A 26,753-nucleotide genomic window follows, 5' to 3' on the forward strand; every position below is an offset into this window, starting at 1 on the left:
GCCCATGATTTTAGAGCAAGGTTTAATCATTATACTTACTGATGACAAGGATTAATTGATGAAGATGAAAGGTAGTATAACCCCTTATAGAATAAGGGTACTTCCCATATTTTGCGTACCAGATCACAAGCTCAGACTGAGAAGGTAAAAAAGTTAACGAGTTGTATTCTTATTTGGGTGATTTTGTGAGTATTGCATATACTTTACACAGAATTTTGAAGTGGCACTCTTTCATGTTGTGAGTTTGCTGAAGCACGAAAAAGCGGTTTAAGGATATGACCGTTGAGATTCAGGGATGAATTTAATGATTAGGAAACTCGTAAGCAGCATCGTATTGGGGGCGTTGGCCTCAGGTGCAAATGCAGAAAACTTGCTCGATGTTTATAAGCTGGCCCTTGAATATGATCCTGTTTATAGAGCGGGAATATCGCAATATAACGCGGACAAGGAAGTGTATGAACAAGCACGTGCTGTCTTACTACCAACGCTTGATCTTGAATTGAGTCACACACAAACTTATCAAAAAATTAGAGATTCAGACAATCCGGTGTACGCAGGGGTCGGTTCTACAGATTATCCTACCAACGAATTAAACCTTTCTTTAACTCAATCGATATACAGTTTCAGTAACTGGGCTTCATTTTCCCAAGCAGAGGAAGACGTGAAGCGTGTGGCCGCAGAGCTTGAAGATGTTCGTCAAGAATTGATGCTTCGTGTTGCCAGAGCTTACTTCATTGTACTCAAGAAGCGAGATACTTATCTTGGCATTGATGCAGAGGTTAAATCCTTGGAGAAGCACTTTGAACGTGTTCAATCTCAAGCGAATAACGGTCTGGCTAGAAAGACAGATGTGATTGAATCTGAAGCGCGATTACTGCAAGCGCAGGCTCGTCAAATTGAAATAGGCAATTCTTTAAGAGATTCCTTGCAAGGCTTGTATGAATTGACCGGACAAGTTCCGAATTCAATGGCAACACTGGGGGAAGAACTTGCCCTTGTGAAGCCTGAACCATTTCAAGTGGATAAGTGGATTAACGAGGCACAACAAAACAACCCTCTTATCCTAGCCAAGCAGAGCGCAATGGAAGCTGCACGTGAAGATATTCGCATGCAACAGGGGGGTCATTACCCATCATTAGATTTAGTTGCTTCTTATAATATTTCTGACACCGACGGTTCGCTGTTTGGTGGCGGTAGTGAAGTGGAAAGTGCCGATGTCGCTGTGGTGTTATCTGTACCTATCTATGCTGGTGGCTCGGTTTCTTCAAGAGTTCGTGAGAAAGAGAGTTTGTACAACAGATCGCGAGATGAACTTGAGCAAACTTGGCGTAAAACTTCACGTGAAACTCGCGCAGCCTTTACAGGCGTGACGAGTGCAATCAGTACAGTTCAAGCTCTGCAAAAATCAGTTGAGGCATACACATCTGCTGTTGAATTCAAGCAACAATCTTATGAGTCTGGTGTTGTAACCAGCATCACTGTATTAGATGCAGTACGCGATTTGTTCATTGCTCAAACTGAATACTCAGCGGCGCGTTACGATTATTTGTATAACAATTTGCGATTGAAAAAGGCTGTAGGAACGCTTACTGAGTTTGACCTACAGCAAATTAATAATACGCTTCAAGGAAAAGAGGTATCCACAGATTTAAGTGTTCTTGATGAAGACCTAGAGCTATCTAGGTTGGTGTTGTACTAGTTAGAGTTCAGCTGAGCAAGTTGAGGCTTTGATGTGATTTCTCTTCAAGGTGCTTACCCGTCAAATAATGGCACTTTGAAGTTAGAAGTATTTTATGGATGAAAAGGAGTTCGATGTGGCTACTCAATTACTAATTTATGGACAAGTAGAAGCAGTTAACAAGAAGCGTCATTTAGATTGGTCAATCAAGGCTGAGAATAATTACGATTTTGCAAAGAAAGTGAACTCAGTGCCATTAATGGCAGCCGAGTTTCCTCATGCAGCCCAAGACTATTCAATCGTCTTTGCAGGAGAAGGTGAACAGCTGTTGCCAGTTGTCGTTATGGGTATTAAGCAAGATGAAAATCTTTATGTAAATGACCAGGGACAGTGGGTTGCGAAGTACATTCCTGCCTTTGTTCGTCGCTATCCATTCGTGTTTGCGAGCACTGATGAGGGTAAAACGTTGACTCTATGTCTTGATGAATCGTACTCAGGTTGCAATCAAGAAAATCGCGGTGAGCGTTTGTTTGACGGTGATGGCGAGCAGACTCAATACTTGTCTAAGGTGTTGGAGTTTCTCCAAGATTATCAAAACCACTATCAACGAACTCAAGCCTTCTGTAGCAAATTAGTTGAACTAGATTTGTTTGAAGATATGGGTGCTAAGTTCACTTTGCCAAGTGGTGAAGAACGAACACTTACCGGCTTTAAAGTGATCAATAAAGAAAAGTTGAAAGCGATCAAACAAGAGGATCTATCGCAACTATTTTCCTCAGATGGTCTTGAATTGATCTATCTGCATCTGCATTCGCTTCGCAATCTAAATAAGATGTTGCAAAACAGCGGTGCGATATCAGAAACGAGCGCTAGTGATGAACCAGAAGACAGCGCTGAAATTCACTAACAGTGAATTGACTGCATTGCGAAGCAGTGCAGTTATCGAGTCATTAAACAGCACAGCCATGAATTGGCTGTGCGTTTTTGCTTTTAGTGACCGCTAAAACCACAGGAAGTGTAAGGTTATCTCGTGCCGGGATTCCCTGAAAAAAGGTATTGTTATGAATACACCATTGGGCGCATCTAAGTCATCGAAAAAAGAAATGTCTGCTAAACCACGACTTTCTAACCTAATGACAGAGATTAATCATGCGATGAAAACCTCTAAGTGGAGGCTTTCACCTGCGCAAAATAATACCTTTGCCATAGAGCAGCTTGAGCCCAGAATATTATTGTCTGCTGATCCATTGGCTGCACTCGTTGCTGATAGCAATGATGTGACCTTGCAAGTGGTGGAGAAGGCACCAAACGAGCAGTATATCCAGCTCATAGATAATAACGACAGCAGTGTTTTAGGTGAACGCGAGATTGAAAGTATCGGCGACGCCTCAGTTATCACGGTTACCGGCACAGACGGCGATGACACCCTTACCGTAGACCAATCTTTCCTAGACCTTGGTGAACAAAACTTCATTGTCCAATTTGACGGTGGAGAAGGCTCAGATACCGTAGCTGTTGGCTCAGACGTCACCACCAGTAACTGGCAGATCAATGGTGATAACGAAGGTAACCTTGGTGATAACGGCACCGTTGAGTTCCTCAATACTGAAGCCATTGAAGCCACACAAAGCGACGACTCTATTCACGTTCTGGCTGCCATCAATAGCAGCTACAACTGGGAAATCACGGATGAGGGGGAAGGCAACCTTTCAACCCTAGAAAACCTTAATGATGGTGGTCTGCTGGATTCTGTAAGCGCCACTACTATCACCTTTAAAGGCTTCGATGAACTCGGCGGTAGCGGTAGTGATTACCTCGACTACAGCCAATATAGCGAAGGGGTCAGTGTCGACCTTGAAAACGAAGCGGTGACCGGATTTGATAGTGTCACCGGCATGACAACCTTAATCGGTTCAGATTACGCTGATAGTTTTGTTGGTGATACTAACCACAACCTTTTTGTAGTGGGTTTTGGAGACAGCGTACATGGCTTTGGTGGCTTTGATACCGTGCTGTTTAAAGAGTCTGCAGCGGGTGGTGTTGATATCAAACTTGAGCTCGATTCAGTTAATGATGATATCGATTATGTTTATCAAGGAGGCACTTGGGACGGCTCGATCTTTACTGAAACGCAAGATCAGACCGTAACTCTAGTGGATGTGAGTCTTCTGGCTGCCGAGGGTGGCAGTGGCGACAATTATTTCGATTTTTCTGCCTCTGAACTGGACGTGCACCTGCTTGGTGGCGACGGCGCAGACGAATTGCTTGGTGGTATCGGTGATGACGTCTTCATCGGTGGTGCAGGCAGTGACTCTATCGACGGTGGTGACGGATCTGATGAAGTCATCGCGGTAAGAGCCGCTGATTTCGTCATGGACGGAAACGTCATCAAGGTTAACGATGACGAAAATGACACACTGACCGATATGGAAGCAGTGTACCTGAAGGCTCAGGCTAATGAAGATGATGTGGATGGCTATACCCTAGATGCCAGTTTGAGCGGTGATTACGACATTACCCTTGAAGGTAGTGAATTAGATGATGTTATTACCGCTTCAAACTACGGTGATACTTTAATTGGTTTGGGTGGGACAGATACCATAACGGCGGGTATGGGTGTTGATACCCTGAAGGAGAGCTTTGAAGGTCGAGCGACGGTCGCGGTAAATGGCATTAATTACGATTTGAACCTTTCTCAAGGCTTAAACGAAGTTATTAATATTACCCTTCCTGTGGTGACCAGTGGCTCGGGTTACACCATCACTTTTGATATCAATAGCGAGAATTTTGTTACCGATGAGCTAGCTTGGGATGCAACTGCGCGAGACATCTCTCGTGCGTTCGAGCAAACCCTAGACCTTAATTATGGTCAGCTGATCGTTACCGCAACCGATGATGGTTGGGATGTGGAGTTTGCTGGGCTCTATTCTGGTCAGCCTATGATAGGGCTGATCTCAGCCAGCAATGACGTGAGTGCGCTTCTTTCTCAGGCTGGCACAGAAGTGTTAGATAGCTTGGTAGGTTTTGATAGCAGTGATTATCTGGATCTAGAAGGTGGTGTTGGCGCTGATGATGTAGACCTATCAGCATTTGACGGTAACAGTAAGATCTCAACCTTTCAAGGCAGCGACAGCATTAAGGGTGCTCAAGGCATCAACATCATAGATGCAGGCGCTGGCGATGACTTTATCTCTGTATCAGGTGAAACCAACGACATTGTAGAGGGCGGGGAGGGTGAGGATACCTTGATTGCCGATATGAGTGGTAATACAGGTGTCGGGCACAGTTTTGATCTAGATAATGATGAGCTGACCACAGATCTGGCAATTATTAATCTTTTGGGTATCGAGAGTGCTGAGCTTATCGGTTCTGATAGTGATGATAACTTTGACGCAACCGACTTTATAGGTCTGTCAGAAACCACTGACATGCAACTTGTTGACGGCTGGGCTGATTTAGACGAATTTTTCCTAAGTTTTACCCTTGATGATGACAGCACGATCCTTGAGGTAGATACCCAGTCAGCCCAAACTCTTGATGAGCTGATTGGGCTTATCAACTTGGCTGATGACCGAGAGTCAGGTGCTATGTTTGCCTTGTTTGATCAAGATACTGCATCCCTTTCTATCTCTGGTATTTCGGCCTTTGGTGTTGCTAGTTTAGATACTTCGATTCTTTCTGTATTGGGGTTAGATGGACAAAGTGTTTCTAATTCAGTCGTCACTGGATTAGGCATGAGTTTGTTGGCATCTGTTCAGCTCACTACTCAGCGAGGTAATGAGGGCAGTGACACCTTCTTAGGTTCAGAGGGTATCGACTTCTTTGCCATCGACGATGATGATGCATCCGTAGATGGTAATGGCGGTTATGACACGGTAGCAGCAAGCACAACAGCAACCCATACCCAAGTAGATGTAGCCGATGGCTCCCTTACTTGGAAAGGGGATATGGAAACAGACAAGAGTGTCACGCTAACCGATATTGAGCGTTCTGAAATTACTGCATCTGCTGGAGCAACACTACTTGATGCCTCAGCTGCAACCATTGACGCAACCCTAGATGCCGCAGACACCAATGTTGAATTAAAAGGCGGAGAGGGTATTAATGAGTTTCGCATTAATGTAGCTGGACGTGCTGATACCGACACCGTGAATGTGACCGTATCTGATACGGCAGCTAGCAATGATGTGGTTTTCTATGGCGGTGGCGAGACCTTCAACATCGATCACTTCGATTACGCCAGCATCACAGGTGCGAATTACTCGTTTGTCACTGAGGCAGGTGGCGACCTTACCATAGACAGCAATGTTTCTGTTGTGGGTCAGTCTATTAAGTTTGATGCGGGTGGCACCATCACCATCAAGGCGGACGTGAATACCGATGATGCTGACACAGCAGGTAATATTGGCTTCTATGCGCGCCATATTGTGGTTGAAGACGGAGTCAGCATTTCTGCTAAAGGTTTGACCCTACAACAGAGCGGTGATATCGACCTGGTTGCTTCAGACTCTCGCAATAAGATCAAAGGGTTAGGCTTTTACAACTACGATGATGTGAGTGCCAGCATTACTATTGGTGCCGCTACTATTGAAGGTCGTGATATCAACATCATTGCCTTTGCAGAAACCAACCCTGATAGCCCGGTTAACTATGGTGGTGACTCATTAGAATCTGATGAGCTAAGTATTAAAGACTTTAAGGCTGAGCTTGAGAACTTTGCGCTCTTTTTTGGCTATTCTCGCTCCAAAGTCGATACCACAATCACTATTGACGAGAGTGCGATTATCAAGGGTGACGATGTAGTTATTGAGTCTCGCTCAATCGCCCGTGTGAAATCTGAACCGCTGGCTATTCTATTCTCGGTTTCAATCGGTTCTATCCGCTCTGACGCCAATGTAGAGATGCACGGGACTGTTATTGCACAAGGAGATGTGCTCATCTCTTCCAAAGTTGAGAACTATATGAAGGTGGCGTCTGAACCTAGATATGGCTTTAAAGGCTTTGCGTTCAGTGTGGCCGTGGGCATCCTCGAGAGTGACTCTACTACTCTAGTTTCAGATTCAGCAACCATCATTGGTGAAGGCGACCTTGAAGTGTCGGCTTACACCTCTGATTTTACCTATGTGGGCGCTCTAAGTGATGCGGGCGATAAGGGTAAGCTTGCCGCAAGTGTGGCAGTGCATATTGAACACGGTGACACCAATGCCACGCTAGCTGGCGATATCATTATCGCTGGAGATGTAGATGTTAACGCTGAACAGAAGCAAGGGCGCGTTGATGGTGTGTGGGGTACTGAGGTTTCAGCCATCGTTGATCGTGTGCCAAGTGTTCTTGATAACTTCAAAGATAAATACAAACAGAAAGCCGCTGATAAACTGGCCTCTAAGGGTATGCCAGAGTTTATCACTAAACGTGTTGCGCCATCGGATCGCTTAAAACCAACCAAATTCACTCTAGGTATCGCATTTGGTTATGCCGACGATACCAACAATGCTAATGCCTATATTGGTCTTACTGATAAGAGCAGTGACATTCAGGTTGGTGGATCTCTCGATCAGAATGCATCAGTTCAGAGTAGACAATTGACCAGCGTGACCTCGGTTTCGAGCACTGTTTCTCAAACCTCGCAATTGTCAGGTTCAACAGGTACTAAGAGTGAGTTCAACCAAGTGCCGTTTGGTGGCGCAGTATCCGTTATGGTTGCGGATATGGATAACAATGCCAATGCTCTGGTGCAAGGTAATACTCAGCTAGATGTATTAGATAAGTTATCAATAGACTCTGAAACTGAAAATTTAACCGGCCTTATTAGCCCTGATACTACCTTTAAATACGTAAAACCTGACTTCGTTCAGCCAGGTGAAATTGATACTGACTACACAGTAAATCCGGGCGACCTAGTCGGCTTCCACTACAAAGATTATGACTGGAAGCAGACAGAAGCGCAGCAGCCTGATATCGGCATTTTAGGTGCTGTATATAAATACTTGGGTGATGAGGCTGAAACCCTGCGTCTTTCAGAAACCGATTTCAGCGACCCGTTTAAATGGGAGCTACTAGGTGACAAGGTTACCAGTCTTCCAAGTCAGCTATTGGGCGGTGATAGTGACCTGTATCTTATCGACAACACGGTTAAGTCTGAGGCAGCCGGTGCCAAGGTTTCTATCGGCCTTAACTTTAGCTACCTGAACGTAACTCAAAACGCGAATGCGAAAGTGCTAGGTACAGTGCAGGTTAATCAGAGAACTGCGCTTGAAAACACCTTTGATGAGGTGAGTGACAAAGAGTACCACGACATAGTCGATACCTTCCTTGGCGGGTTGGCACCAGGCAGTCGTGATGTGTCGGTGACCTCAAATACGGTTAACCAACAGGTGGACTATGTAGGTCTACTCACCGCGACCAACTCAAACATCCCAATTCTAAAAACCATCTACGAGAAAGCAGGCCAGTCTGAGGCGCTAAATGGCGCCGGTGTGAGCGTGTATATCAACTCGGTAACCTTAAATAGTAATGCCATTATCGAAGATGGCGCACTAGTTTATGCCGATGATTTGACTGTCGATGCAGACTCGAATGTATTTGCGATTAACCTAGGTTATTCAGCTGGTTACGGTAAGGGCACTCTAGGTTTATCTGGTCTATTTATCAACAATATCGTTGAGAGTAACGCTAACGCTCGCATCGAGTCGGGTGTTGATTTAGATATTGGTACTCGCATTACCAATACTCCAGGTACTGAACGTTTAGCGGTAACCGCAGATAACCGCGTTGATATTATCACCATCGCAGGTGGTGGCGCATCGGGTGGTGCTATCGGTGTGGGTGCATCTTCCATAGTGAACATCATCGACAAGGTAACCAAGGCAGAGATTGGGACTAAAGATGCTAATGCTCGCTCAGGTGATATCGATGTAAATGGTGATGTTAAGGTACAAGCAAAAAGTGATGGCTTTGTTATTGGTTCAGCAATCAGTGCTGCATGGGCAACGGGCAAGGTTGCACCATCAGGTGGTGATACACCCAAGACCAATAACAGCGCGTATGGTATTTCGGTATCTGGCGCGTTTATTTTCAATATTGCCGATCACACCACATCAGCGTCTATCTACAACTTAAACAGCCTAAATGCAGATGCCGTGACCCTAGATGCGGAAGACCGCTCAGGCGTGTATGCATTCCCTATTGCTTACTCAAGCTCGGAAGCGCAGAAGTTTGCTTTGGCGGCTGCGGGTATCGGTCTACGTAATGATGTAGATGTGGATATTGATGCGGGCATCTCAGGTATTAATAGTCTTAATCTAAACAGTCTTTCTATAACAGCTCTTAACAACACCACAGTAGTAACCGCATCTGTGTCTGCAGCATTGTCGGGCGTAGGTGATACGCCTGCGGGATCCAACACCACCAGTATCGCTCTTACGGGTAACGTTTCTGTCAACAACGTTACTAATGATGTGGATGCTTTCTTAAGTGGCATTTCAGCAGGCTCGATCACCGGTAAGGATTCACAGAACTTTGCTGTGGATATCGAAGCGAAAGACACCTCTAAGATCTATGCAGTGGCTCTCGGTGTTGCCTACGCAGGTAGCGGCACAGTGGGTGTCACCTATGCAGAGAACAATATTGAGAGCGACATCGATGCGGTTATCAGCAACTCGGATATCGATGTTGCGACTGGCAAGGTGCGTCATCAAGCTAATAGCGATGCCAATATCCTTTCGGTGGCTATTGGCGCAGGGGTGAGTAAAGACACTTCTTCAAACTTTGATACCTCAGTGGGCGTATCTGTGGCAGCAGCGGTGAGCTATAACAAGGTTCGTATGAACACTCGCTCTAAGGTCATCGATAGCACCATCACACTGCCAAGTCATGATTTAGATACGGCTCGCATGGATGTTAAGGCTCATAACGAAAGCGACATTATCGCGGTAGTTGTAGCGCCATCTATTGGTCTGCAAAGCGGCAGTAACACCACTATTACCCTGTCTGGTAGCGGCGCTTCGGTTGAGAACGAGGTGTATGGCGATACTATTGCTCAGATTGATGGCAGCACTATCGATCAGGCGACAACGGTTAATGCTAAGTCGAATGCTGACAATGGCGTGTTCGTGAAAGCGGATGCGGACGGTGATATTTCTGCGACCGTGGTTTCGGCAAGCATCGCTTGGGCGGGCGCAACCTCAGGTACAGGTGTGTCTGGTGGTATCGGTGTAGCTTTGGCTGAGAACTATATTGGCGATGACAATGGAACTGCGAATGCTATCAGCGCCATTATTACCGATTCAAGCATAGATATCAGTGGTGATGTGGACACCTATGCAGAGAGCAAGCAAGAGATCACTGCAAATGTGATTGCAGCCTCTGTGGCCATCGGTACTTCGACCGATGGCGTTGCAGTGGGTCTGAGTGGTGTTGGCTCTGATGCGAAAAACTCCATCATGATAGATACCACTTCGGGCATTACCGCTGTGGAAGCTAACCATGTGGTTAAGGCCGATAACATCTCAGTTGAGGCCAAAGATACAAGCTCTATCACCAGTGCGGTGGTGGGGGCATCTATTGCAGGTACTTTCTCGGCATCAAGCGGCTCAGTAGCCCTAAGTATCGGTGTAGCACTCGCTGAGAACGATATCGATAACGATACGGTTGCTCTGATTGATAATGTGGATATCGGCGCCTCTGATGACAGAGTTGGTAATATCAGCTTAATTGCAACTACTAACGGAACCATTACAGCAACCTCCGTAGCCACCTCATTTGCCTTAGGTTGGGGTTCAGGTAGCATTACAGCAAGTGGTGCTGGCGCGAATGCGGTGAACTCGATTACCGGAGAGACAAGTGCCTCGATTGCAAACAGTCAGGCTTACAGCTCTGGCAGTGTAACTGTTTCTGCAACCAATACTTCCAAAGTCAACGCAGAAGTCGCGGCGGTTTCTATTGCCGGTGCTGGTGGTACTGATGGCGGTCTTGGTGTTTCAATTGGCGGTGCTGAGACGAAGAACAATATCGGTAATTCAGGTAACCGCTTGGGCGTTACCGCTAGCGTGATTGATTCAGGTATCGACACCACAGGTGATATTTCGGTTACCTCCACAGCTGATCTAGACATTGATGCAGGCGTTGGCGCAGGATCTGCAGCTATCGCAGCGGCAGGTAGTGGCGTAGGTATTGCCGCTTCTGGTGCAGGTGCAGGTGGTTATAATGAGATCTACTCTAACGTTGATGCTTATATCGACAACAGCTCAAACCAGACTATCAAAGGTTCTTCTCTAACCTTAAGCGCAAGTAATATCTCGGATATCGATGCGGATGTGGGTGCAGCTACCATAGCTGCGGGCTTTGGTAGTGGCGGCGCGGTGGCTATCACTGTTGGTGTGGCTCTGGCTCGAAACGATGTAGATAACAATACCCGCGCTTATGTTGCGGGTGCAGATGTTGAGCTTGGTAGTGGCGCGTTGGATATCGATGCCTCTACCGACAATACAATTAATTCACTATCAGTTGCGGCTTCGCTTGGGGTTGCCTTTGGTAGCGGCGGCGGTATCGCAGTAAGCGGTGCTGGCGCTAACTCCATCAACAGCATCGGTGGTGATACCTTAGCGTATCTTGATGATGCTGATGTTGAGAGCGCAGGTAACGTCAGCGTGGATGCAGAGAACATCTCTGATATTACGGCAACGGTTGCGGCAGTCTCTGTTTCTGGTGGTGGCGGTTCAGGCGGCGGCGTTGGTGTTTCCATCGGGGCGTCTGTATCAGAGAATGAGATCGGAACCTCGGATGATAACCTTCGTGTTGCTTCTTATATCCAAGATTCGACCGTTGAAGCAACTGGCGACTTGACTCTAATTGCAAATGGGCAGATGACCATATTTGCCGGTGTTGGTGCGGGCGGTATGGCAGTTGCAGGCGGATCAGGTGGCGGCTTAGCAGGCGCAGGCTCGGGCGTAGTAACAACGAATGACGTTTATGCTCTGATTGAAAGCTATATCGACAACTCAGGCGATAGCAATGCCATCATTGAGGCAGCAAGCATTTCCATTACTGCAACTAGCCAATCGAGCATTGAGGCTGAGTTAGGCTCTGCGTCGCTTGGTATTGCAGGTGGTGCTGGCGGTGGGGGTACACTTACTATAGGTATTTCTATCGCTGAAAATATCGTTGAGGTAGATACCTCGGCTTATATTAAGGGTGCCAATCAGGTTGATAGCTTAGGTGCTATCAGTGTGTCGGCCACAGCAACCAATGATATTGATGCAACCTCAGTTGCGGCAACGGCTTCGTTTGCAGCCGGTGCAGGTGGCGGTGTGGCGATTAGTGGCGCAGGTGCTGAGGCGGTGAACAGCATCTCAGGTGTAACCCAGTCTTATATTGAAAGTTCGCAAATCGATAGTGCGAACAAGGTCGATGTTACGGCGTCGGATACCTCAGATATCGATGCAACTGTAGTTGCGGTTGCGGTGTCTGGCGCAGGCGGTGCTGGTGGTGGTATCGGTGTGGCTATCGGTGCTGCCCTTGCCACCAACAATATTGGTAGCAGTGGCAATCGCCAAGCGGTTCGCGCCTATGTTAAGAACAGCGGCATTACCTCAACCGGTGCACTTAACCTAGATGCTGATGGCAATATGACTGTCTTCTCAGGTGTGGGCGCAGGTAGCATGGCAGTTTCTGGCGGTGCAGGTGGTGGTTTGTCGGGTGCCGGTGCCGGTGTAAACACAACCAATAAGATTTACGCGGATGTTGAAGCCTATATCGACAACAGCTCAGCTTCGAATAAGGTTATCGATACCGCTAGCGTGACAGTTGATGCGGACAATACGACATCGATTACCGCTGAAGCAGGTGCGGCATCTCTAGCAGCTGCGTTCGGCGCCGGTGGCGGTGTTTCACTAAGTATTGGTGTCGCTCTGGCTCGTAATACCGTGGATGCTAATACCTTTGCCTATATCACTGATGTAGGTGAACTCAACAGCAGTGATATCAGCGTTTCAGCGACCACCTACAATACCATTAAGGCAACCTCGGTGGCGGCTTCGATTGCAGCTGCTGGCGGTGTTGGGGGCGGCGTTTCTATTAGCGGTGCAGGCGCAGAAACCTCAAATTACATCTATGGCGAAACCCAAGCCTATATCGCAAACAGCACTCTAGGTGCTTCTAACGATAAAGTGGGTGCTGTCGATGTCAAAGCAGACAATACCTCTAAGATTGAAGCGACTGTAGCTGCGGTATCGGCGGCTGGAGCTGGTGGTGCCGGTGGCGGTATCGGTGTATCTCTAGGTGGTTCGGTGGCGGTGAATGAAATTGGTGAAGATAGCGATCGCGTTGTTGTTAAGAGCTATATTGACAATAGCCAAGTTCATGCCTCTGGCGCACTTGAGGTAGATTCAACCCTCGACATGACCATCGATGCAGGCGTGGGAGCAGGCAGTGCCGCAGTTGTGGCAGGGGCGGCAGGTATTGCCGTATCTGGCGCTGCGGTAAGGGTTGAGAACTACGCCTATGCGGATGTAGACAGCTATATCGAAGATAGTTCTCAAGTCACTGCCTCTGATATTTCAGTAACCTCGTCAAGTAGCTCAGATATCGACGCGACTGCAGCGACGGCTAGTTTGGCGGCATCGTTTGCTGGTGGTGTATCAGTCTCTATTGGTGCTACGCGTGTCATTAATACCGTGGATATTGACCTTAATAGTGATGTTCGTAATTCGACGCTAGATACAACGGGTGACTTTACTCTAACTGCGAGCTCTACCGACGATGTGTACACCATGGGTGTTGCGACCTCAGTTTCCTTGGGTCTAGGTTTCTCTGGTGCGGGTGTGTTCGTTGAAAGTGAAGTGATTGGGGACATCGGCGTTAGCATGGTGGACTCGGATATCGAGGCTGCAGGTGACGGTTCGGTTAAGGCGTTAGCAAGTGCGAAACAAAAATCAGAAGCCTATGGTATCTCTGGCGGCTTTATCTCTGCAGGAGTGGTGTTTGCCGATAGCGATACAGACGTCGATACCCTAGTGACCATGTCGGCTACCGATTACGTTGGCGGCGACCTAACCATGGTAGCGAAAGCGACAGAAGATAATTATGTGTTGGCGGTTGCAGGTAGTGGTGGCGTGTTGGCCGGCGCCGGTGTGGCAGCTGATACTAGCTCTACCAGCACCACGAAAGTCTCTGTAGACGACGAATCCAGCATTACCTTGGGTGAAAACTCAGGTGACGGTGTGTTGGATGTGAAGGCAGAGCATATCACTCGCTTTGATGCGCGTGTTGTGGCGGCCTCTGGTGGTTTGCTATCTGGTTCGGGTGCAGAGATCAATCATGACATCACTGCTGATGTAAATGTGATCTTGGGTGACGGCTCTAGCAACAGCGATTACCTAGAGATCAGCGCATCTGATATCAATGTGGATGCGATTAACCGAGCACAGAAAGACCAAGATGGCCGTATTGATGTAGTGGCTGTGGGTCTTGCAAGTGCCGCAGGTGCTGACAGTATCACTACGCTGGATATGGCAACCACAATTGATGTGGGTGATGATGCTGAGTTGACTTCATGGGGACTCGGCTATACCGACGGCATTGCCCTTAATTCACTAAACGATCTTGATATTACCGAGAAGGTAGTTCTCAACGCTTCTGGTGCACTAGCGGGCACAGGCGCAACCATGAAGATTAAGGACGACGAACTGTTGGCTAAGGTACGCGTAGGTAAAAACGCTATCTTAGTATCTGAGGGCGACATTCAGATTGCCGCTCGTGGTCAGGGTGAGGTAGTAGGCACCGTTGAGGCAGACTCAAGCGGTGCAATCTCAGTATCTGTTACCAATGCCAACGTCAATATCACTCCAGTTAATACCGTGCTTATCGACCAAGGTGCTGACCTTACCACCTATGGCGATATGAACATCTCGGCGGGTACTGATACCGACTTCAACAGAGATGACTATAAGGTTCACTCTCTAATCGATAGCTTCTCAGACAGTGTGATTCCTATTGATGATGCAGGTGCATCCGCAACTCTATCGCAAACCAACAACATTACCATTGCCTCTGGTTCGCACGTTAAAACTGCACGTCAGATGAATCTGCATGCCGAACGCTTTGGCTTTGCAGATATGGATGCGCAGACCAAAACAGTGAACTGGGCATCGGCGCTAGGTGGCACTGCTGAACTGGGTGGTGACGTGACTATCGGCACCACAGGTACTGTGAGTAATGCTGGTACCCTAGAAACGGGTATTCGTCGTAACCAATCCATTGAGTTTGTCAGCTTAAATGACGACGGCAGTGTGGATGAAGTGAACAAGACAGATGGCATTAGCTTCTCTACCTCTATTGAAGCGCTTAGCTCTAGCCTATTTGATGACCTAGAATATGCCGAAGAGCAGCTTTCTATCTTTAACGATGGTAAGTCTTCAGACTCAGATATCGAGGCTTTTTATAAGTCAGAAATTAATCGTTTGCGCGAACTAATGGTTGAGAAAGGCCTGATGGATGTGGATGGCGATGGTGAGTACTACGCTATTACATTGAACATTCCGGTAATCACCATCAACGATATTCATGCCGAGGCGGGTCGTATCGATATTCGCTCTGGCGATTATGAAGATACCGGTACGGTGCTCTCTCCAGGCGATGCCTCAGTGACCATCTTGAACCACACCTTGGCGTCACTGGTGGTGAATGACATCTCCATTCCACAAGAGAATGGTGGCGTATTCCTAAATGGTGAGCGACAAGATGTAGGTAGCGAGGATGATCCGGTGATCTCCATCGTGAACGATGTGGATCTAGACCTTGCTCTGATTGAGCTAAACGACAGAGTGGATACTCAGGACAATAACTCTGTTCTTACTTGGCCGTCGATTACCTTAAGTGGCGATATTGCAAACCGCAGCGGTAAGCTTGAGCTTAAGAGCTTGAGCGGCGAGGGTTCAAGCACCCTAGGTAAGGGTGATATCAACATTTATGGCGACATTGATGTTAAAGATCAGGTGGTGATGACAGGCGGCTCGACCGTGATCAGTCTGCCACCAGGTTCTACTTATTCTGTTGATGGCTCAGAGTACGCGAAGTGGAACTCTGCGATTGGTAATAATGGCCTTGAAGAGGCCTCACTTGCTGAGATAAACAGCCTGATCAATCGCTCAATTACCGGTCCTAGTATCTACGCAGATAACATTTCTATTACCTCTGAATACATTAATATCAATGGCAAGATCCAAAGTGGTAAGGAGAGCTTCACTCTAAACATCACCCAAGATATGGAAGACACCATAGACGAACTTCGTGCCAATGGTGCGACTGGTCTTGTACGTTTGGATGTGGGCAGTGAAGATTTCTCAGTATTCTACGATGCGACTAATGATCAAATCGTGGTAGGCGATATGCGCGTAAGCGGTGGCTATATCGAACTTGAGGGTCATATCCTAAACACCAACACCAACTCAGAGATTGAGCTTCTTGGTGGCTATGCTGAAATCGATGTCATCAACAATACCGACCTTGATGTGAAAATTATGGGTCTTGATGCCTCGCAACGAGGCAAAGGTACCTTGATTATTCGCGATAAGGCAAAAGGCACCTCGGACAATCCGGTTGAGGTTATCTATACCAAAGATGCGAGTGGCGTGACAGTCACCACCAATGGTGTGGAGACAACTGGCTCCGATGATATGACCTATGACCCTAGAGAGGGTTGGCGTTATTCATGGACCATGGGTCAAGAGACCTTTGAGCGTCGTTACACCACTGAAGGTACTTCGTCCTGGTTAGGTATCGATGCCTTTGCGAAAGATCCGAAAGATGTGACCTTTGATGGTGAACCTGAAATTGTGGGAGACCCAACCCTGCGAGGTGAAGGTGCGTATTTTGAGTTTGATGAGGGGGGCGAGACCTATATATTTAGTGAACTTGATGACCCTATCGTTCTTGATAACGAAACCTCATTGGTTCGCAAATGGACGAAAAGTACTTGGTGGGGTAAGAAAACTTACTACGCTAAATTTGTGGAAGAGAGTAAGGTTCGTTACGAATCTACTCACTCTATCCGCGCCGATTATGGTGTAGCCATTACCTTTACCGGCCTTGAGGCTGGCTCAATCGATATCACATCGGAAAACGGTGGTAGTGTGATTGTTCAAGGTTCCATCAGCAATACTGAGGGTACCACTACCATCACCACAGATGCCGATATCATCACCAAATCTACAGGTACAGTAGGCGGGATGGATATCGTGCTCGATGCGAAAACTATCGGTGGTGAGGTGCAAACTAATGTGGATGGCAGTATTGAATCTGCAAGCAACGCGCTTCGCACTAACCTAACCAACAATGGTGGCGGCGGTATCACCGCTATTACTAACGGTGGCCGTATCAATATCGTTGAGACCGACGGATCGCTTGTAGTTAAGAGCATTACTTCCGCAACCAGTCGTCAGCTTACTAATGATACCGGCGGTAAGGTTTATCTATCTGCTGTAGGCGGTATTGAAGCCGAGTCTGGCACTGCGGGCGTTGTGCGTGGCGGTCAGATCTACATTAACTCTGAAGCCCATGTGGGTACGAACTCACAAGCGCTTGCCATTGACAGCGGTGTGAAGAATACCGACTCAGTGACCGTACTGGCTGTTAATGATATCTATCTAAGTGAGATAGATGGTGACTTCCTAGCTAAAGAGATCACCTCGACTTCTGGCGATGTGACGATCACTGCATCTAAGGGCTCGCTCATCGATGCCAACAACTCTACCGCTCGTGATGAAAGAACCTATGAGGATCTAAGCACAGGCCTTTGGGAGAACCTTGGTCTAATCGGTGGTAGTGATGCAGCCAACGCTAAGATTCAGAACGTTGTCGATGCTTATATGAGTGCTCGTGAGATGGAATACAGCACCTATTGGAACATCCGCAATGGTCAATTTGATGGCGACTATATTGCTGATGAAGAAGTGGATCTGTCAGTGGATGAAGAGGCGTATTATCGCGAGGTTTACGAGACTATCGGTACTGAGGATGGACTCACTGGCTCTGCTCTTGAAACCTTCATTGACGATGCAATTCAAACGCTAGTGAACAAGCGTACTGCTGAATACCATGCACTGCATGCTACGTATGGCGGTCAGGCTTATGATGATGAATACGAATATGTATTGACTCAAGATGAAACAGATAGCTTAACGGCGAGCGTACATGTTTGGACCGAAGATGAGCTTACAAACCTTATCAGCGGTAGCCTACTAAAACCTATCACTAACACCCAAGCAACCATCGAGGAAGCCAACATCTCGGCCGGAGGTGATATCACTATCGTCACTCAAGATGATATTGGTAGTGCAGTGGGTTCAGTTGAAATTGATCTCGACGGTGATTACTCAGACGATGAACGTGTGCAATTGGCTGCTGCTGAACGCAACGATGTTTACTTCTTGTTTACTGAACGCACTCAAAACGTGGTTGTGGATGTGGTTGAGTCAGACAGTGGCGACCAATTAGTTCGTTCATCAGGCAACTGGGTAAGCGATGGCTTTGTTGCTGGCATGCAGATCCGAATTGCCGGCGATAGTGCTAACGCCAATGATGAAGGCAGTTTTTATGAAATTGCTGCTGTTACTTCTGACACCATTACACTGACCTCGACTGCGCTTTCGGTAGAGTTTGCCGTAACTATGGATGTGGCGGCTATTAGCAGCACTCCAGATCTAACCACTTTGGTTAACACTGACGATGATGAATGGACAAGCCTAGGCCTTACACAAGATGGCTTTGTGTCTTTGGGCAGTCAAGTTTATCAAGTGAATCGTGTTGCTGGCCTAGTGGTTGATCTTGAAGAGGTTGATCCTAGCATTGCAAGTTTGGTCATTGCGCTTAATTCTAATGACTACCGCACTGCAAGTGTGAACAAGGTGGTTATTGATCAGCGTGAAGATATCGATGTACTTGTTACAGGTTCAATTAACGCAACCGCTACAGGTAATGTGTATCTTGGCTCTGAACAATCGATGCAGGTCGATTCTGTATCGGGTGACAACGTGCGTATCAAATCTAAGCAGGATTTGACTGATGGCTCGGGTAGCGGCGCTTCTGTTACTGCAGGTTCAACCTTGATCCTTGAAGCGGGCTCAGGTGCAATCGGTAGTGCAAACAATCGCTTCACTATCGACTTAGCGGCGGATGCAACTTTAACCGCGCGAGCAGAGGGTGACATATTTATTACCGAGATTAACTCGGATATTAATGTAGCCACTATTTTCTCTAGCGGTGGAACAGTTGACCTACTAGCAGTGAACGGTTCGATTGTAGACAGTTTTGATCACGATTATGAGAATATCCGCGCTGTTGACGTAGTGCTCACTACAAATGCCGGCAGCGTAGGTGCTATTGGTAACCTTTTAGACATTAATCTAACCGGCGGTCTGTTAACCGCTAATGCTCAAAATGATATTCGCGTGAATGAGACCGAAGGCAACCTTGATGTTGACCATGTAGAGTCTGCGCAGGGTAATGTTGAGCTAGCAGCGCACCTGGCTATCTTAGATGGTGTTGTTGACGACCCAAGTGAAATCGCAGACATCGTAGGCGCAAGCATCTCGCTAACCTCACGCTTGGATACCGTTGGTCAGGTGGGCAATGATATTGAAGTGGACTCTGGCTCAACCGAGGGTGAGAACCTAACCGTATCTAGCTTTAACAACACACACCTAACTGAAACCGTAGGTGACCTGTATCTAAACACTATTCAAACAGGCGCAGCGGCAATCGCCTTTATTGCAGCGCCTGCGGGCCGCATTTTGAATGACAGTGCCAGTGGCAATAACGTTATTGCAGGTAAAACATACTTGTTTGCCTCTCTAGATATCGGCAGTGCTGATAAAGCATTGGCGACTCAGGTGGGTAATATCCAAGGTCAATCGACCACAGGCAGTACTTATATCCTGAATACAGGAGCATTGAATGTCGGTGGCGTGGTTGATGGCATTTCTAGCGGCTTTGAGGCTGGTGGTGAAATCAACTTGGTTACACAGAGCCCGCTTACGGTCGATCAGAACATAATTGCTATAGGCAATATTAATCTTAAGTCGAAGGACAATTCGGTTAACGATGACATAACTATAGTATCGGGCGTAACCCTAGAGACTGACGCAAATATTAATATCAATTCGGGTGACGGCTTCACTCTGGAATCTGGTGCAACACTGGATGCGGATAAGGACGTTAATATCCAGATCGATTCTGGTCAAACTGGTGACCAAGATACCATGGGCTCTACCCTAGATATTCAAGGCCGCATGGTAGCCGGTGGTGATATCAATCTAACCGGCAACACCGATGATGATAGCTTTGTCATCCAAGGTGATATGAACGCAACCAACATCAATATTGATGCAGGTGAAGGTAACGATCAGCTACTTATCGACGCACAAAGCCTAATTGGGGATACCTATGTAAGTATGGGCGCTGGGGATGACGAAATCACCGTGAATCAGCTTCATACCCGAGCAGACAAACTAGTGCTTGATGGCGAAGCTGGCACCGATAGTTACATCATCAATCGCACAGGTAGCGATGCCGATTACATTATCGATATTGAAGACTCTGGTGCAGGCAATGATGGCGCTGATGTGGTTAGTCTAAATGGTCTAGCAAGTGCTGATACCTTCCTAGTCCGCGCTAACTTTGTAGCAGCTCTACATGATGACGGCAATGGTGGCTACGGCAATACCGTTGAGCGCATCAACTACGATGGCAACATCAATGCGCGCTTTATCATCAATGGTCTAGAGGGCGAAGATAGCTTCTACAGTGATGATACTGGCACCATCTTTACCCTAGATGGTGGTGCAGACAACGATACTTTCCAAGTAGGTCAGTTGTTTGGTAGTGACCGTGTAGGTCCGTTTGTCGCTGATGGTGATGAAATCGAGACCACAGAAACCACCCTAGGCTTCTTGAGTAACGGTAACAGCCTGCCGATGGTGATCTACGGCGGTGATGGCGAAGACAGCATCAAGGTCTACTCAAACAAGGCAGTAACCAAACTTTATGGTGAAGCAGGTGATGATAGCTTTGTGGTTCGTGCTTTCTTGCTTGCCGATAGTGGCCTAACCAACAACAGCGTGGATGTAGAGCTGTTTGGTGGTGAGGGTGCAGATACCATCGAATACAGTATCAATGCAGCCCTTAAGATCGACGGTGGTGCAGGTAGCGATAAGGTTGTAGTACTAGGTACTGAGGGTGATGATAACTTCATGATCACCGAGGACGGCATCTTTGGTGCTGGTTTAAATATTGGTTATCAAGGCATTGAGTTTGCGGAAGTTGACGGCCTTGAGGGTGACGACACTTTCTATGTATTAAGCACAAACGCCGATGTGGAAACTACTATTATCGGCGGTCTGGGCGCTGACGTGTTTAACGTAGCCAGCGATGTAACTAAGCCAATCGTTTCTTACTCGGTTGAAGGTCGTAGCAGCTTTATCAACCACAGCGTATTTAGTGATGATGAAGCGTACAATGGTATCTTCGTTGAAGGCGTATCACTGAACGTTGCTAGCCAAGACAATGGAGCAGTAGCTATCAGCAATCAATCGGTAACGGTTGATGAAGATGGCATGACCGACAGCTATGAATTGTCTCTAAGCGTTGATGAACCCAACGTGGCTACTGTGGCCTATGTGACTGTTTCGGCGGCGCGTGCTTCTAGCAGCGACAAAGATAACACCAATGGTCAGGCAGCCAGTATTTTGGTTTCGACCGATAACATCAACTTCTACGAGTCACTGGTAGTGACTTACGAATCAGGCTCTAACTGGCAAGACACTACCCAAATCTATGTGAAGGCTATCGATGATAGCGCCATGGAAGGGGTGCGTGACTATGTGATTAGCCACAGCGTAAGCAGTGATAACCCTGACTTTGATGGTCTGGATATCGCGAACGTTGAGGTAAATGTATTCGATAATGACCAAGCGGACATTATCGTGCTTCCACAAGGCGGCGATCAGCTTACCGAGGGCGGAGCGAGCGCTACATTTGATGTACGACTTGCGACACAGCCAGAGGTAGGTGAAACCGTTACTGTCTCTATTGCAGAGATGCTAGGTGCTGGCGGTTCAGCTCAGCTAGAGTTCAGCACAGACGAGTTAACCTTTGACCACACTAACTGGGATCAGGTTAAGACCTTCAGTGTGAACGCTCTGGATGACCTAGATGTAGAGAACCTATATCAAGGAAGCGTCAAACTAACCGCAAGCAGTGATCTTGATGATTCTGATTACAACCAAGTGGATGATGCCGAACAGATCCTGTTTGTAACGGATAACGATAGCGGTGCGGTTATCGTGACGCAGACTGACGGCTCGACTCTAGTGAGTCAGGCTCAAGATGACGATTACAGCCTAGTGCTAAGTAAAGCGCCAACGGCTCCAGTAACCGTGAATCTATTGAATGATGGTCAGACTCTGTTTAGCAGTGAAGATCCTCGCTTTAGTGCAGATGACAACACTGTGACCTTTGATTCCACTAACTGGGATCAACCTATCATCATCACTCTTTCTGTGAATGAGGAGTATCAAGAACAAGATGCTCAGCCGGTTCAAAATCCACCACTTCAACCACATATCCTAACTGGTATCCAAGGTAAGTTGATCATTGAGGGCGGTGTACCTCAAGGTAAGGCGCGTGCGCTTAGCCTAGCAATCATGCTACCGAGTGAAACCGACACAGACCTACCTGTTAAGAACATTGAAGTGAGTGAAGTGTTACAAACTGACGTACTCAATGTGTTCAACGATGGCAGTCAGGAGAACAACAGTGGTGTGCTTAACGATATCAGCTTAACTGGCCTAGGAATGGGTGAAGGTATTGAGTACAAAGATATCGAGGTGGTAGAGCTATTACTTGGCCAAGGCGATGACAATGTCACGATTACCGATACTGCAGCAGATGTGATTACTGTGGTTCATGGCGGTGGCGGTAGTGATACCCTAACCGTGACTGGTAGTGATGCTGATGGTGTGCTTATTTTGTTTGGTGATACCGGTCAAAACGGCTTTGCCTACAACGCTACTTCGGATGAGAAAACCGATAAGGCTCGTGAGTTTAACAACCCTGGCGCAGATATTATCAATGCTTCGGGCGCTGGCGGTTCAGTAACCATCTTCGGCGGCCAAGGTAATGATGCGATTACTGGCAGTGAATATGGCGACCATATCGCTGGTGGTTCGGGTAATGACACTATTAACGGCCTAGGTGGTGATGACCATCTCTACGGCGATGCAGGCTTTAATATTGACGTAAGCACACGTTTAGATTTGAGCACTCAGATCCTAACCGTGGTGAATATTGCAGATGGGGTGAACGACAACCTAGAAACCTCTGACCCTCTAACGACTGGTAGCGACACCATCAATGCCGGCATTGGCGATGATATCGTGATTGCCGATAAGGGTGTGATTAACCAGCTAGATGGTGTTAATCGTATCCTTTCTACGTCACTCAATGATGTGACTGAGGTGAGCAACGTTGGCTTTACCAATGGCGGTGGCGACACCATCACCGGTAGCGCAGGTAATGATATCCTGTTTGGTGGTCAAGCGTCAGATTCTATCTATGGTGGTAATGGTCCTGAGGGTACTGATATTGCAGGTAACGATAGTGACATCATCCTTGGCGATATGGGTAATATCCTGATTGATACAGGCGTAGTTACCCTAATTACTACCTCTGATACCAATACAGGCAACACCGATACTATCTATGGTGATGAAGGCGACGACATTATCCTAGCTGGCGCAGGTGGCGACTATGTTGAATCTGGCTCGGGCAATGATTGGGTACTAGGTGACTTTGGTGAAGTAGATCTAAGAAACAACGCTATTGCACTGAAAACTGAGCAAGGCGACAGCAATGCATCTGGTAATGATGAGATTCACTTAGGTTCTGGTAACGATAGTATGCTTGGCGGTCTTGGTAGCGACACCATTACCTCTGATTCAGGCAACACCCATGTTATTGCCGACAATGGTGAGTTGAACTACTCAGGTGCTTGGAACGATAGCACTGTTCTTGTAAGCGCGCTAAGCAATGATATCAACCTTGGCGGTGATGATGATGTCACTCTAGGTCTTGGTGACAACATTGTCATTGCAGGCTTTGGCTCTGATGAGGTAACCACCAATGATGGCGATGATACAGTCATCGGTGATAACGGTCAGATAGACCTTGTTGATGGCGTTATCCGCACCATGCAAAGCACGGATGTGGACCGCTCTACTGCAGCTGCCGATACTATCCATCTTGGCGCGGGCTCAGACCGAGTAATTGCTGGTTTGGATACCTTTACTGAGGAGCTTACCGAAACCGTAAATGGTATCGAGCTTATTACTACTATCGAGAATGATGAGATTACCTCAGATTCAGGTAACACCCATGTCATCTCCGACAATGGTGTATTGACCTACAACGCCGATGGCATCTTGGTGAACGCTATTGCCACTGAAACCGACCGCGGTGGTGACGATGAGGTCACCCTAGGTGAAGGTGACAATGTGGTTATCGCGGGTTTCGGTGCCGATACCGTAACCACAGCGGGTGGCAGCGATATCATTATGGGTGATAACGGTGAGCTTAACTTTGATGACCAAGGAGTATTCGTTAAGGCTGAATCTATCGCAATTGACCAAGGCGGCAGTGACACCATTAATGCAGGTAACGGGGATAATCGCGTTATAGCAGGCTTTGGCTCTGATGAGGTAACTACGGGTTCTGGCAGTGATGTGGTTATCGGTGACAACGGTCAGATTGACTTAATCGACGGCGTGATTCGCGTAATCCAAAGCATAGATATGGATTACGCAACCACGGGTAGCGATACTATTAATGTAGGTGCTGGCTTTGATCGAGTGATTGCCGGTCTTGATAGCGACATTGTGATGTCTGATTCAGGTAATAGCCATGTTATCGCGGATAATGGTGTACTGACCTACAACGCAAACGGCATCCTAATCAACGCGAAATCTACAGAAACTAACCTTGGTGGTGACGATAAGGTGACCCTAGGTGAAGGCGACAATGTAGTTGTTGCAGGTATGGGTTCGGATACCGTTATCACGGCCAACGGTGAAGACATTATCGTTAGTGACAATGGTGAGATAAGCTTCAATGCTACTGGCGTATTGATGCAAGTGAAATCAACCTCACTAGAGCTTGGCGGTGATGATGTTATCGACGCAGGCAATGGTGACAATATCCTAATTGCTGGCTTTGGTAGTGATGAGATGACCACAGGCTCCGGTAATGATGTGGTGATTGGTGACAATGGTCAGATTGATGTTAAAGATGGCGTTATTCGCACTATTCAAAGTACAGACATAAATAGCGATACCACAGGTGATGACATCATTAAGGTTGGCACTGGGTTTGATAGAGTGATAGCAGGTCTAGATAGCGACATCGTGATGTCTGATTCTGGTGATACAGAAGTGCTAGCGGATAATGGCATCCTTAGTTACAACGGCAATGGCATCTTAACACTGGCGAGAACGACTCAAGAAGACCTAGGTGGTGATGATGAGGTCATCTTAGGGGAAGGCAATAACGTGGTTATTGCGGGTAATGGTGCTGATGTTGTGACCACCGCAAATGGTATGGATCATATCCTTGGTGACAATGGGCAAGTATCGTATGACGATGACGGCATCATAGTGCAGGCTATGAGTACCGCCGTTGCTCAAGGTGGTGCCGATATTATCAATGCGGGTAATGGCATTAATCTTGTTTTAGGTGGCTTTGCTGGAGACCAAATTACCACGGGCGATGACAGTGATGTTGTTGTCGGTGACAATGGTGAGGTGGACTTTATAGATGGCGTTCATCGCCTGATTGTCAGTACAGACCAAGAGAATGCGACTGGTGGCGATGACATCATTGTACTTGGTGCGGGTAATGACCACTCAATCGCTGGTGTGGGTAACGACAAGGTGAAAAATGCCTCTGGTGAAACCATTATCATTGGCGATGATGGTCGAATCGTTACCGACAGTACTGGCCGTTATATTGATGTGAAAACGGGCAATACCTCAATTGGTGGAGATGACTTTATTGAGGGTGGTAGCGATAGAGATATCATCTTCGGTGGCTTCGGCGCCGATACACTAGATGGCGGTGCAGGCAATGATCTTATTGGTGGCGATGGTTCTCAGGTCGTGCGTGAAGACGATAGATTAGTCTTTGACGCCATAGACCTATTTATAGGTGACGATGATACTCTTATTGGTGGTGCGGGCCAAGACAGTCTGCAAGGACACTTTGGTAGCGATTCTTTCTTTGCTAGCTTTGATGAAGACATATTGGTCGGAGAATATGGTCAATTTGTCTTAGTGGAAAGCGAAACCGTTGATACCCCTGAGTTGATTATTTCACTAGCGTTAGGTCAATTGGACTTTATTCGTTTATCGCAGCAAGGGCTATTTAGTGGCTATGCTGACCAGTTGTATGTTGAGTCTGATTTAGCTGAAACCGCACGAACGCGCTCAGCTGCTGCCCCTGTTGAGTTTACGACAGAGGCTGAACAAGCATTTGATAACCTAATTGCTGTCATCGCAGAAGCTGGTTCTGGTGGCTCTAGTGGTCAGGTTCAAGTACAAACTGTTCCTGTTGAAGGAGAGCCATTAGAGCAAATCGAAGAGACGACTCAACCTGAGGCTGAGCAAGTACCTGAAGCTGACCAAGTGCCTAAAGAAGAACAAATCAGTGACAATGATGTTGAGCAAGTACCTGCTGAATTAGCGGTACAAGAGTGCTTAGAACAAGACAATGAATGTCTTCCTGAGGTAGATATGCGAGTCGATAGCAAGGAAAGTGAAGGTATTGATGTTGAAGCTGCAATTGCAGGGCTTGGTGGTTGGATGGTGATGCGAGCAGATAAGAAGACAGCAAGGTCCTCAAGTCTTAAAACCAATAGAGAGAATGTGTCCTTGTAACAACTTCTGTGGACAGATAGAAAGAACAAGACTAATTTTATCAAAGGGTTGTGCGTCCTACTCGTAGGGCGCACCTGTTTATTTGGCAATTGCTTTTG

3 protein-coding genes are annotated in these 26,753 nt (G+C 47.2%); all 3 read left to right on the forward strand.

Features of this window, described 5'->3' with window-relative positions:
• Window positions 1-304: 304 nt before the first annotated feature.
• The gene (locus OCU48_RS04250) at window positions 305-1,699 is read left to right on the forward strand and encodes a TolC family outer membrane protein (protein ID WP_208727077.1); all 1,395 of its coding nucleotides are present in this window, start codon (window positions 305-307) and stop codon (window positions 1,697-1,699) included.
• A 115-nt stretch (window positions 1,700-1,814) separates the two neighbouring features.
• A complete protein-coding gene (locus OCU48_RS04255) occupies window positions 1,815-2,585 on the forward strand; it encodes a SapC family protein (RefSeq protein ID WP_141343871.1) in 771 nt (256 codons plus the stop codon).
• 154 nt (window positions 2,586-2,739) lie between these two features.
• Window positions 2,740-26,655, forward strand: a complete 23,916-nt coding sequence (locus tag OCU48_RS04260) for an LEPR-XLL domain-containing protein (RefSeq protein ID WP_141343872.1) — start codon at window positions 2,740-2,742, stop codon at window positions 26,653-26,655.
• Window positions 26,656-26,753 lie beyond the last annotated feature (98 nt).

Origin of the sequence: Vibrio inusitatus (genome assembly GCA_024346935.1) — a bacterium.
Lineage (GTDB): Bacteria > Pseudomonadota > Gammaproteobacteria > Enterobacterales > Vibrionaceae > Vibrio > Vibrio inusitatus.